General features: G+C 70.5%; 17 protein-coding genes and 1 pseudogene. 10 read left to right on the forward strand and 8 right to left on the reverse strand.

Annotation, left to right across the window (positions count from 1 at the left end; translation table 11 throughout):
- Together ACTOWL_RS36370 and ACTOWL_RS36375 are read right to left on the reverse strand one after the other, a co-directional pair.
- Window positions 1-263, reverse strand: a 263-nt coding sequence (locus ACTOWL_RS36370) for a hypothetical protein (RefSeq protein ID WP_441326195.1), incomplete at its 3' end; no start/stop codon positions are given.
- 83 nt (window positions 264-346) lie between these two features.
- Window positions 347-1312, reverse strand: a complete 966-nt coding sequence (locus tag ACTOWL_RS36375; RefSeq protein WP_441326196.1) for a quinone oxidoreductase family protein — start codon at window positions 1310-1312, stop codon at window positions 347-349.
- 91 nt (window positions 1313-1403) lie between these two features.
- On the opposite strand from ACTOWL_RS36375, the gene ACTOWL_RS36380 reads away from it, so the two are divergent.
- Window positions 1404-2267 (forward strand): LysR substrate-binding domain-containing protein, encoded by an 864-nt coding sequence (locus ACTOWL_RS36380; RefSeq protein ID WP_441326197.1) that lies wholly within the window; start codon window positions 1404-1406, stop codon window positions 2265-2267.
- On the opposite strand, the gene ACTOWL_RS36385 is transcribed toward ACTOWL_RS36380, so the two are convergent.
- Window positions 2268-3137 (reverse strand): aldo/keto reductase family oxidoreductase, encoded by an 870-nt coding sequence (locus tag ACTOWL_RS36385; RefSeq protein WP_441326198.1) that lies wholly within the window; start codon window positions 3135-3137, stop codon window positions 2268-2270. It lies immediately after the preceding gene.
- A 94-nt stretch (window positions 3138-3231) separates the two neighbouring features.
- Here ACTOWL_RS36385 and ACTOWL_RS36390 point away from each other — a divergent pair, with 94 nt between their 5' ends.
- On the forward strand, window positions 3232-4134 hold the full coding sequence (locus ACTOWL_RS36390; protein WP_441326199.1) for a LysR substrate-binding domain-containing protein: 903 nt from the start codon (window positions 3232-3234) through the stop codon (window positions 4132-4134).
- Between the two features lie 25 nt (window positions 4135-4159).
- Here ACTOWL_RS36390 and ACTOWL_RS36395 read toward each other — a convergent pair whose 3' ends face one another.
- From ACTOWL_RS36395 to ACTOWL_RS36405, 3 genes are read right to left on the reverse strand one after another with little or no spacing between them, the layout of a single operon-like run.
- Complete coding sequence (locus tag ACTOWL_RS36395; RefSeq protein ID WP_441326200.1) at window positions 4160-4579, reverse strand: GFA family protein; 420 nt, start codon at window positions 4577-4579, stop codon at window positions 4160-4162.
- Window positions 4576-4830, reverse strand: a complete 255-nt coding sequence (locus ACTOWL_RS36400; RefSeq protein ID WP_441326201.1) for a hypothetical protein — start codon at window positions 4828-4830, stop codon at window positions 4576-4578. Before ACTOWL_RS36400 ends, ACTOWL_RS36395 begins: the two co-directional genes overlap by 4 nt.
- Window positions 4823-5587 carry a DUF899 domain-containing protein gene (locus ACTOWL_RS36405; RefSeq protein WP_441326202.1) on the reverse strand — a complete coding sequence of 255 codons (765 nt, stop codon included), beginning with the start codon at window positions 5585-5587 and terminating at the stop codon, window positions 4823-4825. Before ACTOWL_RS36405 ends, ACTOWL_RS36400 begins: the two co-directional genes overlap by 8 nt.
- Window positions 5588-5671: 84 nt before the next feature.
- On the opposite strand from ACTOWL_RS36405, the gene ACTOWL_RS36410 reads away from it, so the two are divergent.
- The 4 genes from ACTOWL_RS36410 (at window position 5672) to ACTOWL_RS36425 (ending at window position 8349) form a co-directional block, all read left to right on the forward strand.
- The gene (locus ACTOWL_RS36410; protein ID WP_441326203.1) at window positions 5672-6892 is read left to right on the forward strand and encodes a hypothetical protein; all 1221 of its coding nucleotides are present in this window, start codon (window positions 5672-5674) and stop codon (window positions 6890-6892) included.
- 33 nt (window positions 6893-6925) lie between these two features.
- Window positions 6926-7555, forward strand: a complete 630-nt coding sequence (locus tag ACTOWL_RS36415) for a Vgb family protein (protein ID WP_441326204.1) — start codon at window positions 6926-6928, stop codon at window positions 7553-7555.
- Between the two features lie 63 nt (window positions 7556-7618).
- Window positions 7619-7921 (forward strand): hypothetical protein, encoded by a 303-nt coding sequence (locus ACTOWL_RS36420; RefSeq protein WP_441326205.1) that lies wholly within the window; start codon window positions 7619-7621, stop codon window positions 7919-7921.
- The gene (locus ACTOWL_RS36425) at window positions 7921-8349 is read left to right on the forward strand and encodes a PIN domain-containing protein (protein ID WP_441326206.1); all 429 of its coding nucleotides are present in this window, start codon (window positions 7921-7923) and stop codon (window positions 8347-8349) included. Before ACTOWL_RS36420 ends, ACTOWL_RS36425 begins: the two co-directional genes overlap by 1 nt.
- Here ACTOWL_RS36425 and ACTOWL_RS36430 read toward each other — a convergent pair.
- Window positions 8324-8565: pseudogene (locus tag ACTOWL_RS36430) on the reverse strand (GMP synthase (glutamine-hydrolyzing)); the annotation flags it as partial. The gene ACTOWL_RS36425 and the pseudogene ACTOWL_RS36430 sit on opposite strands and share 26 nt — an antisense overlap.
- A gap of 59 nt (window positions 8566-8624) precedes the next feature.
- Between ACTOWL_RS36430 and ACTOWL_RS36435 the strand changes: the two are divergent.
- The 3 genes from ACTOWL_RS36435 to ACTOWL_RS36445 are packed head-to-tail and all read left to right on the forward strand — an operon-like array spanning window position 8625 to window position 10174.
- Window positions 8625-8867, forward strand: coding sequence for a type II toxin-antitoxin system Phd/YefM family antitoxin (locus ACTOWL_RS36435; protein WP_441326207.1), 243 nt, complete (start codon window positions 8625-8627; stop codon window positions 8865-8867).
- Window positions 8867-9292 (forward strand): type II toxin-antitoxin system VapC family toxin, encoded by a 426-nt coding sequence (locus ACTOWL_RS36440; RefSeq protein ID WP_441326208.1) that lies wholly within the window; start codon window positions 8867-8869, stop codon window positions 9290-9292. Before ACTOWL_RS36435 ends, ACTOWL_RS36440 begins: the two co-directional genes overlap by 1 nt.
- Before the next feature lie 42 nt (window positions 9293-9334).
- Entirely contained in the window at window positions 9335-10174 is an 840-nt protein-coding gene (locus ACTOWL_RS36445; RefSeq protein WP_441326209.1) for a DUF3883 domain-containing protein, read from the forward strand.
- 22 nt (window positions 10175-10196) lie between these two features.
- On the opposite strand, the gene guaA is transcribed toward ACTOWL_RS36445, so the two are convergent.
- A complete protein-coding gene (guaA, locus tag ACTOWL_RS36450; protein ID WP_441326210.1) occupies window positions 10197-11771 on the reverse strand; it encodes a glutamine-hydrolyzing GMP synthase in 1575 nt (524 codons plus the stop codon).
- A 196-nt stretch (window positions 11772-11967) separates the two neighbouring features.
- Here guaA and ACTOWL_RS36455 point away from each other — a divergent pair, with 196 nt between their 5' ends.
- Window positions 11968-12822 (forward strand): hypothetical protein, encoded by an 855-nt coding sequence (locus tag ACTOWL_RS36455; protein WP_441326211.1) that lies wholly within the window; start codon window positions 11968-11970, stop codon window positions 12820-12822.
- Window positions 12823-13080: the final 258 nt, after the last annotated feature.

Consider the following 13080-nt stretch of genomic DNA (forward strand, 5'->3'; position numbering starts at 1 on the left):
GGCACCTCCCCGGCCCCGAGGACCAGCCCGACGGCGTCGCCGAGCGCGAGCGAATAGGCGGCGATGCCGGCGGGGTTGAGCAGCAGCGTTTCCGGGTCGCGTCGGGGGTCGTAGGGCGGCGGCTCGACCCGGCCGGCCCGGCGCGCGCCGAGCCGGTCGGCCAGCCCGGCCCCGAGCAGGGCCTCGGGCAGGCGCTCGACGCCCTTCGGGAACAACCCCAGCACCGAGGGCGCCTCGACGATCGCGTAACGGGGACGGCTCATGGCGACGCCTCCTGTCCGGTCGCCATTCTAACCGGATTGCGGAGATCCGGGTTCCAGAAGCGATCCGCCCGGCAGACGAAGCCTCAAGGCAGCAGCACCGTCGCGCCGGTCGTCTCCCGCGCTTCCAGCCGGCGATGCGCTTCGGCCGCTTCGGCCAGCGGCAGGCGGGCATGGACCGGGACCGTCACCGCGCCGCCGGCGACGACGTCGAACAGGTCCCGGCTCATGGCCAGCACGTCCTCGCGCTTCCGGAGGTGCTCGAACAGCAGCTGCCAGGTGGCGAAGAGCGAGCCCTTCTGCATCAGCAGCGTGATGTCGAAGGGCGGGATCGGGCCGGACGCCGAGCCGAAGCTGACGAAGGTGCCGAAGGGCCGCAGGCAGTCGAGCGAGGCCGGGAAGGTGGCGCGGCCGACGCCGTCATAGACGAGGTCGCAGCCCTCCCCGCCCGTGATCTCCCCCACCCGCGCGGCGAAGTCCCGGTAGTCGAGGACATGGTCGCAGCCATTCGCGCGGGCGAGCCCGGCCTTCTCCGGCGAGCCGACCGTGCCGATGACGGTGGCGCCGAGATGCTTCGCCCATTGCGTCAGGATCAGGCCGACGCCGCCGGCGGCCGCATGCATCAGGATGGTGTGGCCGGGCCCGACCCGGGCGGTGCGACGCAGCAGGTACTGCGCTGTCAGCCCCTTCAGCATCATCGCCGCGCCGGTCGCGAAATCGATCGCGTCGGGCAGATGCACCAGGAAGTGGGCCGGCACGATGCGCTGCTCGGCGTAGGCGCCGAGCGTCTCGACATAGGCCACGCGGTCGCCCGGCACGAAGCCGGCGACGCCCTCACCGACCGCGACGACCTCGCCGGCGCCCTCATTGCCGGGGATGAAGGGCAGGTCCGGCGGGGCATAGGCGCCGCTGCGGAAATAGGTGTCGACGAAGTTGAGGCCGATCGCCCGGTTGCGGACCAGGACCTCGCCGGGGCCCGGCCGACCGATCCCGACCTCCTCATAGACGAGGACCTCGGGCCCGCCATGGCGGTGAACTCGGATCGCTTTCATGGGTACCTCGTTGCGCTGCTCAGGACCGGGAGATGGCGCGAGGCGGGATATGATTGTAGCCTGATATCGACGACATCAGAGTTCAGTAAAAATGATATCCGAGCAGATCGGCCTCGACCTCCTCCGCACCTATGTCGCGGTCTGCCGGCAGGGCAGCCTGAGCAAGGTCGCGGCCCAGACCGGCCGCACCCAGTCGGCGCTGAGCATGCAGATGCGCCGGCTGGAGGGGCTGCTGGAGCGCCACCTGTTCCAACGCACCGGCCGCGGCGTGGTGCCGACCGCGGAGGGCGAGCTGTTCCTGGGCTACGCCACCCGCATGCTGGCGCTCGGCGACGAGGCCGCGGCCCGGCTGCAGCGGAAGGAGATCAAGGGCGGGGTGCGCATCGGCCTGGCCGAGGAGGTCGCGACCACGGCGCTGCCGGCCGCGCTGGGCCGGCTGCACCGGGCCTATCCCGACATCCGCCTCGATGTGGTGGTTGAGCACAGCGTCGCGCTGGGCAGGCTGTGGGGCGAGGACGGGCTGGACATCATGCTCGGCCCGACCTCGGTGGTGACGGCCGACGCGCTGGTCACCTGGACGGTCGAGCTGCGATGGGTCTGCGCGCCCGACCATTCCCCGGATCCCGACCGGCCGCTCGACCTGGTCGCCTTCACCGCGCCCTGCCTGTGGCGCCGGCGGATGATCGAGGCGCTGGCCGCGACCGGCCGGGAGCATCGCGTCACCTTCACCAGCCAGAGCGTCACGGCGCTGCAGGCGGCGGTCGAGAACGGCCTTGGCGTCGGCGTGCTGCCGCCCGACTCCGTCCGTCCGGGGTCGATGAAGGTGCTGAAGGCCGGGGTGCCGGGGCCGCTGGCCGCCCAGTACGGCCTGTTCGCCCGCGACCGGCGGCCCCCGGTGGTGGAGGCCGCGATCGGCGTGCTGCGCGAGGGCCTGCCGGCAGCACCCAAGCCCTGATCAGGCCCGGCCGATCGCGTCGAGCTCTGCCATCGTCGCGTCCGGGAGCACCAGCTCGGCCGCCTTCAGGTTCTCGCGCAGATGGTCGGGCGACGAGGTGCCCGCGATCAGCAGGATGTTGGGGGCGCGGTGCAGCAGCCAGGCCAGCGCCACCTGCCGCGGCGTCGCGCTCAGCCCCTCGGCGATCCGCGACAGGGCCGAGGACTGGATCGGCGAGAAGCCGCCGAGCGGGAAGAACGGCACATAGGCGATCCCCTTCCCCGCCAGTTCGTCGACCAGCGCGTCGTCCTCGCGCTGCACCAGGTTGTACTGGTTCTGGACGCAGACGATCGGGGTGATGCGCTGCGCCTCCGCCACCTGGGTCGAGGTCACGTTGCTGAGCCCGACATGGCGGACCAGCCCCCGGCGCTGCAGCTCCGCCAGCGCCGCGACCTGCGTCTCGATCGAGCCTTCACTGGGACCATGGACTTTGCCGACGATCCGGACATTGACGACGTCCAGCACGTCGAGGCCGAGATTGCGCAGGTTGTCCTGCACCCCGCGCTCGAGGTCGGCCGGCTCCAGCGCCGGGATCCAGGCGCCGTCGCCGCCGCGGACCGCGCCGACCTTGGTGACGATCGTCAGGCTGTCCGGATAGGGGTGCAGCGCCTCGCGGATGATCTGGTTGGTGACGTGGGGGCCGTAGAAGTCGCTGGTGTCGATGTGGTCGACGCCGGATTCCACCGCCTCGCGCAGCACGGCGATGGCGGCGGCGCGATCCTTCGGCGGTCCGAACACGCCGGGGCCGGCCAGCTGCATGGCGCCGTAGCCCATGCGGTTCACGGTGCGGTCGGCGAGCGGGAAGGTGCCAGCGGCGGAAAGGGTCGGCATGTCGGGTCTCCTTGAGTGTCGAGCCCCATATGGCGGCGATTGTTCTGTTGGATAACTCCACCTAATCTGCACGGGCTGTTGAAAGTCGTGAACAATGGACCTGAACGACCTCGCCGCCTTCGTTTCCGTGGCCCGCGCGGGAGGCTTCCGCGATGCGGCGCGGGTCAGCGGCGCCTCTCCCTCCGGCCTCAGCGTCGCCGTCAGCCGGCTGGAGGCGCGGCTGGGCCTGCGGCTGCTGAACCGTACCACCCGCAGCGTCACCCCGACAGAAGCGGGCCAGCGCCTGATCGAGCGGCTGGCGCCGGTGCTCGGCGAGATGGAGGCGGCGCTCGACGTGCTGAACGCCTTCCGGGACCGTCCGGCCGGCACGCTGCGCCTCAACGTGCCGTCCAGCGCCGCCCGCATCGTGCTGCCGCCGATCGTCGCCCCGTTCCTGAAAGCCTATCCCGACATCCGGCTGGAGGTGGTGGTCGAGGACGGCTTCGTCGACGTGCTCGCCGCCGGCTGCGATGCCGGCATCCGCTACGACGAGCGGCTGGAGCAGGACATGATCGCGGTCCCGATCGGCCCGCGCACGCAGCGTTTCGCCACCGCGGCGGCGCCGGACTATCTCGCGGCGCATGGCCGGCCGGAGCATCCGCGCGACCTGCTGGCCCATGCCTGCCTGCGCGGCCGGTTCGCCGGCGGCGCCACGCCGAGCTGGAATTTCGAGCGCGACGGCGAGCTGGTGCGCGTGGACCCGTCGGGGCCGCTGCTGGTCCGGCCCGGCGCGGCGGTCGACCTCGCGGTCAGCATGGCCGTCGCCGGGCTGGGCATCATCCACCTGTTCGAGGGCATGCTTCGCCCGCATCTCGACAGCGGCGCGCTGGAGCCGATCCTGGAGCCATGGTGGGAGAGCTTCCCGGGGCCGTTCCTGTACTATCCAGGCCGCCGCCACGTGCCGGCGCCGTTGCGCGCCTTCGTCGACTTCATCAAGGACCGCGACGCGGCGCGCTAGAGCCCGCGCACAGCGCCGCGGGATCTCACATAGGCGGCGGCATCTTCTCGAACTGCGGCAAAGTCTCGTCGATGCGGTCCCAGGCGTGGCCGCGGATGCGGTAGGTCACCACCTGCGGCCTGAACCGGCCCGGATCGTCGAGGCTGGCGGCGTGCACGGTGAAGACGTCGGGCATGGCCGCGAAGGTCAGGTAGACCGGCGATCCGCAGGCGGGGCAGAAGGCATGGGTCTTCACGTTGCCGCTATCGGCGACGATGTCCCAGCGCGTCGCCTCGCCCTGGAGCTTCTTCACCCCCGCGCTCGGGAAGGTCAGGTAGGAGCCGTGGCCGGTGCCGCTCCGGCGCTGGCAGTCGCGGCACTGGCAGTCGTTCATGAACAGCGGCTCGGCCGCGATCTCGTAGCGGATCGCGCCGCAGGCGCAGCCGCCGGTGTAGGGCTCGCTCATTCTTTCTCTCCTCTCGTGATCAGCCTCAGCCAGGGGGCTGCGTGGAACACGCTCATCAGCAGGTACATCGGCACCATTCCGGCCAGAGGCGACGCGCCCATGGCCGAGCAGAGGACATCCGCCTCGCCGCCGGACACGCCGGTGACCAGCGCCATGACGGCGAAGGTCGGCGCGGCCGCGAGGTGCAGCCAGCCGGCCGCGCCGAGCGGGCGGCTAGGCAGCGGGCTGCGGAGCATCGGCATGTCAGTCATGGCCGTACTCGTCGTGGCGGCGCCACCAGACGCCGGACTCGTTGCGTCCCTTCGGCGCGCGGTCGAGCCACTGATACGAGCCCCAGAGCCCGTCGAGCCCGCGGGCATAGGTCGAATAGGTGTGGTGGACGGCGCCATCCTCGAGCACGAAGGCGCTCAGCCCCGGCTTGTCGCGCATATAGGTCGGCGCGTCGGTGCCGCACATCGCCGCGAACTGCGCGACCGGCGCCGGGATCGCCGTCGACTTCACTGCCAGGCCGCTGCGCCGGTAGTTGTATTCGATCGTCCCGCCGCGCTGCTGCTCCTCGGTGAAGGAGACATTGAAGTCGAAGGCGAAGGCTCCATCGGGCGAGGACGCCCAGGGGAAGCTCCACCCCATCCGCTGCTTGTAAGCCTGCAGCTTGGCGATCGGCGCCCGCGAGACCGCCCAGAACGCCACGTCGTGATGGGCGAGATGGACCGCGAAGCCGTTGAAACCGTCGGCGATCATCGAACAGGACGGGCATCCCGCCTGGTAGTCCGGCCCGAACATGAAGTGGTAGACCAGGAGCTGCGACCGCCCCTGGAACAGCTCCGGCAGCGAGGCGATGCCGTCATCGGTCTCGAACCGGTAGTCCTTGTCGACCCGGACCCAGGGCAGGTCCTGCCGCCGCCGCGCCAGCTCGTCGCTGCGCCGGGTCAGCTCCTTCTCCGCCGCCAGCAGGTCGAGCCGCGCCGCCAGCCATTCCTCGCGGGTTCCGGTCGGGTGCTGCGCCATCGTTCCACTCTCCATTGGTGTCCGGTGGGTTAGACTGGTGCCGGGGAGCGAAGGACGGGGAGTGACAAATGTGACGGGATTCCGATGGACTCGCTGATCACGGCCGCGGGGCGGGCGCTGGCGGCAGGCGATCCGCTCGGCGCCCTGAACCGGGTCGCCTTGCGCGACGACGCGCCGGCGCTGGCGCTGCGCGGCATCGCCATGGCGCAGCTCGGCGACCTCGCTCGGGCGAAGGCCCTGCTGCGCCGGGCCGCGCGCGCCTTCGGGGCGAAGGAGGCCGTTTCCCGCGCCCGCTGCATCGTCGCCGAGGCCGAGGTCGCGCTGGCCTCGCGCGACCTCGGCTGGCCGCCCAAGGCGCTGGAGGCGGCGCGGGCGACGCTGGACGAGCATGGCGACCGGCTGAACGCCGCCCATGCCCGCATCCTCGCAATCCGGCGCCTGGTGCTGATCGGGCGCCTCGACGAGGCCGAGCAGGCGCTGGCCGGCCTCGACCCCTCCCCGCTCCCGCCGGCCTGGCGCACCGCCCTTGAGCTGGTGGTCGCCGGGATCGCGATGCGGCGCCTGCGGACGGCCCCGGCCCGAGCCGCGCTGGCCCGGGCCGGCCAGGCCGCGAGCCTCGCCCGGATCCCGGCGCTGTCGGCGGAGGTCGAGAGCGCTTCCCGCATGCTGGACATGCCCGCAGCACGCCTGATCGCGCGCGGCCAGGAACGGCCGCTGCTGCTCGCGGAGGTCGAGGCGCTGCTGGCATCGCCGGCGCTGGTCGTGGATGCGTGCCACCATGCCGTGCGCGAGGCCGGCACGGCGATCCCGCTGGCCCGGCGCCCGGTGCTGTTTGCGCTCGCCTGCACGCTGGGCGAGGCCTGGCCCGGCGACGTGCCGCGGGGCGTGCTTCTCCAGCGGGCGTTCGGGGCGAAATTCGCCGATGAATCGCACCGCGCCCGGCTGCGGGTGGAGATCGGGCGGCTGCGGGCGGCGCTGCGGCCGCTGGCGGGCGTGACCGCGACGGCGCGCGGCTTCGCCCTGGTGCCGCGCCACGACCGCGAGGTCGTGGTGCTGGCCCGGCCGGTGGAGGAGCGGCATGCGGCGGTGCTGGCCTTCCTCGCCGACGGCGAATCCTGGTCCAGCTCGGCCCTGGCGCTGGCGCTCGACACCAGCCAGCGCACCGTGCAGCGGGCGCTCGACGCGTTGGCGGAGGCAGGCAAGGTGCAGTTTTTCGGCCATGGCCGGGCGCGCCGCTGGGTGACCCCGCCCCTGCCCGGTTTCACGACGGCCTTGTTACTCCCGGCCCCGCTGCCCGACGGCTAGGGTGGCCCCATGAAACGACCAAGGAAGCGATCCATGACCGACATCATCCGCGAATACGGGCCGTTCCCGGGCGTCGACGAGGTGGCCGGCGTCACCTTTGACGGCCAGCACGTCTGGTTCGCGTCCGGGGACAAGCTGAACGCCCTCGACCCGAAGAACGGCCAGGTGGTGCGCTCGCTCGACGTGGCCGCCCATGCGGGAACGGCCTTCGACGGCCGGCACCTGTTCCAGATCGCCGAGAACCGGATCCAGAAGATCGACCCGAAGACCGGCCGCGTGCTGGCCACCATCCCGGCGCCCGGTGGCGGCCACGATTCCGGCCTCGCCTGGGGCGAGGGCACGCTCTGGGTCGGGCAGTACCGCGACCGCAAGATCCACCAGGTCGACCCCGAGACCGGCAAGGTGCTGCGCACCATCGACTCCAACCGCCACGTCACCGGCGTCAGCTGGGTCGACGGCGAGCTGTGGCACGCCACCTGGGAGGCCGATGAGAGCGAGCTGCGGCGGATCGATCCGCAGTCCGGCGAGGTGCTGGAAAGCCTGGAGATGCCGGCCGGAGTGAACGTGTCGGGCCTGGAATCCGACGGCGCCGACCAGTTCTTCTGCGGCGGCGGCAAGACCGGCAAGGTCCGGGCGGTGCGCCGGCCGAAGCGGGGCGGGTGAGCGCACCACCTTGCGGCTTCCGCGTACTCTGGATATAAGTCTGGATATACAGCGGAGCCTGAGATGAGCAAGCCTTCCCAGCGACGCGCCGTTGCGAATTTCCGGAATCGGCTCGCCGAAAAAGGGCTGGTCCGGTTCGAGGTGACGGGCCGGGACGCCGATCGCGACCTGGTTCGCACCCTGGCCCGGCGGCTCGCCGAAGGCGGGCCGGGTTCCGATCGCCTCCGTGCCGTCGTCAATCAGGCGGTTGCAGGGGAGCCGCCCAGGAAAGGCGGCATCCTCCAGGCGCTCATGGCATCGCCGCTCATCGGCTCCGAACTCGACCTGACCCGTCCGCGCGAGGAAGGACGGAAGGTCGACCTCTGATGCGCTATCTGCTCGACACCAACATCATCAGCAACTTCACCAGGCCGGCCCCGTCCCGGTCGCTGATCGCGTGGATGGCCGAGCAGTCGGATGACGATCTCTTCATCGCCTCGCTGACCCTGGCCGAAATCCGCAGGGGCGTGCTGGAAAAGCCGGCCGGCAAGAGGCGCGACCAGCTCGATGCCTGGTTCTCGGGCCCACACGGGCCTCAGGCCTTGTTCGCAGGCCGGGTGCTCCCCTTCGACGACCAGGCCGGGCTCGTCTGGGCGCGGCTGATGGCGGACGGCAAGGCGAAGGGCCGTCCCCGCAGTGGCCTGGACACCATCATCGCGGCGATCGCCGAAGCCAACGACTGCACCGTCGTCACCGACAATGAGCGCGACTTCGAAGGCATCCCGGTCATCAATCCGGTCCGCGGACCGGATTGATTCGTCCCTCCTCCCACTCGATCGTCCCGGGCGGCTTCGAGGTGATGTCGGTGACGACGCGGTTGATGCCGCATTGACGATGCGGGTCGAGACCCGGCCCAGGACCTCGTGGTCGAATGGGTAATAACCGGCGGTCATGCCGTCGGTCGAGGTCACTGCCCGCAGCGCACAGACGAAGTCGTAGGCGCAGCCGTCGCCCATCACGCCGATCGCTCTTCGCTGGAATTGCCCAGTGCCATGGGCTATATGACTATCTACATGGTCAGGAGCGTGGCATGGACGCGGTCAATCTGGCGGATGCCAAGGCGCATCTGAGCGAGCTCGTCGATCGGGTGGAAGCCGGGGATTCGATCGACATCACCCGGCGCGGCAAGCCGGTCGCCAGGCTCACCGCCGTGGCAAAGCCCCGCAAGCGGGTCGACCTGCCGATGCTCCAGGCCCTGACGGCAACCATGCCGCCGCAGGCGCAGGACGCCGCCGAGCTGGTGCGGTCGATGCGGGATGGCGATCGCTACTGATGCTCTATCTCGACACGTCGCTGATCATCGCGGCGCTCTCCAACGAGATCTCGACCGCTCGAGCGCAGGCCTGGCTGGCGGCGCGAGATCCGGCGCAGCTTCTGATCAGTGACTGGACCATCACCGAGCTGTCGTCGGCCATGGCGATCAAGCTGCGGACCGGGCAGATCACCCTGGACCAGCGCGCAGCGGCGCTGGCGATGTTCAACAAGCTGGTCGCGGAGAGCTTCGTTGTGCTGCCGGTGACGGGCGGACAGTTCCGGACAGCGGCGAAATTCGTCGATCAACACACTCTTGGCCTGCGCGCGGGCGATGCGCTCCACCTCGCCATCGCGTCGGACCACGGCGCCACGATCCACACGCTCGATCAGCGGCTCGCCCAGGCCGGGCCCCTGCTCGGCGTGCCCACGCAGTTGCTGGCGTGACCGAGGCGGCTCCCTCGTCATCCGCCGATGCATGGCGAGCCCATGGCCGGTGACTGGACCGCCGAGCAGAATGACGCGATCGTCGCGGACTATTTCGCGATGCTCGCCGACGATATCGCCGGACGTCCCTACAACAAGGCCGGGCACAATCGTCTTCTGCAGCCGGCAATCGGCCGGCCGCGTGGCTCGATCGAATACAAGCAGCAGAACATCAGCGCGGTGCTCAAGGGCCTCGGGGAAGACTGGATCCCCGGCTACAAGCCGGCCTTCAATTTCCAGGCGTCGCTCGTCGAGGCCGTGATGCGCTGGCTCGATCGGCATCCGGAGTGGCTCGCACCCGCCACGCGGATGCGAAGTGGCCCGTCGTCAGCGGGATTCCGGCAGGATGCCGCGCTGTGGATCGGACCACCGCCGACGCACAGCAATGCGCCTCCGCCGGAAGAGCTTGAGCAGATGACCGCGATTGCTCGCAAATATGACGTCGCCGCGCGAGACGCCCGCAATCGTGCGCTTGGCCGTGCCGGCGAGGAACGGGTCCTTGGCCACGAGCGCGCCAGCCTGCTTGCCGCCGGCCGGACCGACCTTGCCGAGCGCATCCGGTGGGTGTCGCATGTCGATGGCGACGGGGCTGGCTATGACATCCGCAGCTTCGAAACCGACGGCAGCGACCGGTTGATCGAGGTGAAGACGACCAATGGCTGGGAACGCACACCGTTTCACATCACGCGCAATGAACTGGCGGTTGCCGACGCGCATCGCGACGACTGGCGGCTTGTACGGTTGTGGAACTTCGCTCGGGAGCCACGAGCGTTCGAACTGCGGCCGCCGCTGGCGGCTCATGTGTCGCTGATGGCGACCAGCTTTCAGGCGAGCTTCCTGTAACGGCAGTCTGCCGGCCCGCCCCTCACTCCCACTCGATCGTCCCGGGCGGCTTCGAGGTGATGTCGTAGACGACGCGGTTGATGCCGCGGACCTCGTTGACGATGCGGGTCGAGACCCGGCCCAGGAACTCGTGGTCGAACGGGTAGTAGTCGGCGGTCATGCCGTCGGTCGAGGTCACGGCCCGCAGTGCGCAGACGAAGTCGTAGGTGCGGCCGTCGCCCATCACGCCCACCGTGCGCACCGGCAGCAGCACCGCGAAGGCCTGCCAGATCGCGTCGTACAGGCCGGCGCGGCGGATCTCCTCGAGATAGATCACATCGGCCTGGCGCAGGATCTCCAGCATGTCGCGGCTGACCGCGCCGGGGATGCGGATGCCCAGCCCCGGCCCCGGGAACGGGTGGCGGCCGACGAAGGTGTCGGGCAGGCCGAGCTCACGGCCCAGCGCCCGGACCTCGTCCTTGAACAGCTCGCGCAGCGGCTCGACCAGGGCCAGCTTCATCCGGTCCGGCAGGCCGCCGACATTGTGGTGGCTCTTGATCGTCACCGATGGGCCGCCGGTGAAGGACACGCTCTCGATCACGTCGGGGTACAGCGTGCCCTGGGCCAGGAAGCGGGCGCCGTCGATCTTCTCGGCCTCGGCGTCGAACACCTCGACGAAGGCGGCGCCGATGATCTTGCGCTTCTGCTCCGGGTCGGTGACGCCCTCGAGCCGGCCGAGGAACAGGTCGGCCGCGTCGACATGGATCAGCGGGATGTTGTAGTGGCCGCGGAACAGCGACACCACCTGCTCCGCCTCGCCCGTGCGCATCAGCCCGGTGTCGACGAAGATGCAGGTCAGCTGGTCGCCGATCGCCTCATGGATCAGCACCGCCGCCACGGCACTGTCGACGCCGCCGGACAGGCCGCAGATGACGCGGCCGGTGCCGACCTGGGCGCGGATCTTGGCGATCTCGGCGTCGCGGAAGGCGGCCATGGTCCAGCTGCCGGCGCAGCCGCAGACATGGTGGGTGAAGTTGCGCAGCAGCGCCGCGCCGTGCGGCGTGTGCACCACCTCGGGATGGAACTGCACGCCGTAATAGCGGCGGGCGTCGTCGGCGATCGCGGCATAGGGCGCGTTCTCGCTGGTGGCGACGATGCGGAAGCCGTCCGGCAGCCGGGTGACGCGGTCGCCATGGCTCATCCACACCTGCTCGCGCGCGCCGACCGCCCAGGCGCCCTCGAACAGGGTGCAGTTCTCCTTGACGTCCAGCCAGGCGCGGCCGAACTCGCGGTGGTGCCCCGCCTCCACCGCGCCGCCGAGCTGCTCGCACATGGTCTGCTGGCCGTAGCAGATGCCGAGCACCGGCAGGCCGAGCTCGAACACCAGCTGCGGCGCGCGCGGCGATGCCGCCTCGGTGACCGAGGCCGGGCTGCCGGACAGGATGATGCCGCGCGGGTCGAAGGCCCGGATGCGGTCGTCGCCCGCCTGGTTGAACGGCCAGATCTCGCAATAGACGCCGGATTCCCGAACCCGGCGGGCGATCAGCTGGGTGACCTGGCTGCCGAAATCGAGAATGAGGATGCGGTCCGGCGACGGCGTAGCGGTCGGGGCGGTCATGGCAACTCCGGGGTCGGACGGTGGGACGGAGATTTATACGTCCACCGACCGTACGACAAGCGATGCGGCCCGCGCCCTACGCGCAACGTCCATGCACGGATGACGGTTCGGTGACGGTTGCGGCCCGGAGGCGTAGCCCATCGGTTCGCTAAATCAGTACACACAATGTTCATTGCGCGAGCCACGCGACTCGTTCATGGTATGTTCTATGAAGGACACGCCACCAGATTTCGACGTCCAGGCCTATGGCCGCGGCTGCACGCTGCAACAGTGCGAGATGCTCACGCGCCTGGCCGAGATCGGCATGCAGCTGGCCGAGACGGCCGGCGCCCGCGCCCTCGCCGCCCAGGCCGCCGAAGCCCAGGCCGGGGCCGAGCCCGCGGCGGCTCAGCCCCAGGCTGCGGACCCCGGTCTCGCCTTCGCCCGCTATGCCCATCTGGTGCGCCAGACCCTGGCCCAGCGCGCCCGCGCCGTGCGGGACCTGAGCGTCCGCGACGGCGGCCGCGAGGCGCGCCGCGCCCGTCATCGCGAGGAGGTCGAGGACGTCATCGATCGCCTGATCGGGGCCGACCGCGGCACCGACCTCGCCCGCTCCGCCGCCCTCAGGGAACCGTACTGCGAGGCGATGGCCAACCTCTATTTCGACAAGGACGACCCGGTCGAGGACCGCCCGGTCTCGTCGGTCGTGGCTGGGCTCGTCTGCGGCCTCGGCCTGGTCCGGCAATGGCGCCGCTACCAGCCGCGCTATGAGAACGGCCGCCCGGGCCTGCCGGCCGGCAGCCCGGCCGAGATCCGGGCCGAACGCGCCAGCCGCCGGGCCGCGGTCATCGCCATGGTCGAAGAGGCCATCGACGAGCTCGCCGACCCCGCCCGGATCGCCGACCTCAAGGCCGGGCTGGCGGTGCGGCTGCAGGAGCCCGACATCGACACGCTGCTCGACACCGCGAGCACCGAGAAAGCCACGGTCCGCCTCTGCCGCAGCCTGGCCATCGACCTCCACTCCGACATCTGCCTCGAGAACGGCCCCGAGGCCCTGCTGGACAGCAGCTGACCGCCGCCGCCAGGGAAAAAGGCCCTCGCCAGCATAGGAACGCGTAGCCTCTCCCGCTTGCGAGACCTTTTCAGAATAGGCGTCACCCGCTCCTTTTAGTCCCCCCTCCCCTTGCGGGAGGGGGGCAGGGGGAGGGGTCTGCGCGCGTCCGCGCGCGAATGGGCAGGGCATCGAATTCGCCGTCCACGCCGGTTTGCGACAGTCTAGGCCCGCTCGATCCGAGAGAACCCCCCCCCCCAAAACACCCACCACCACGGG

Origin of the sequence: Inquilinus sp. CA228, assembly GCF_052078665.1 — a bacterium.
GTDB lineage: Bacteria > Pseudomonadota > Alphaproteobacteria > DSM-16000 > Inquilinaceae > Inquilinus.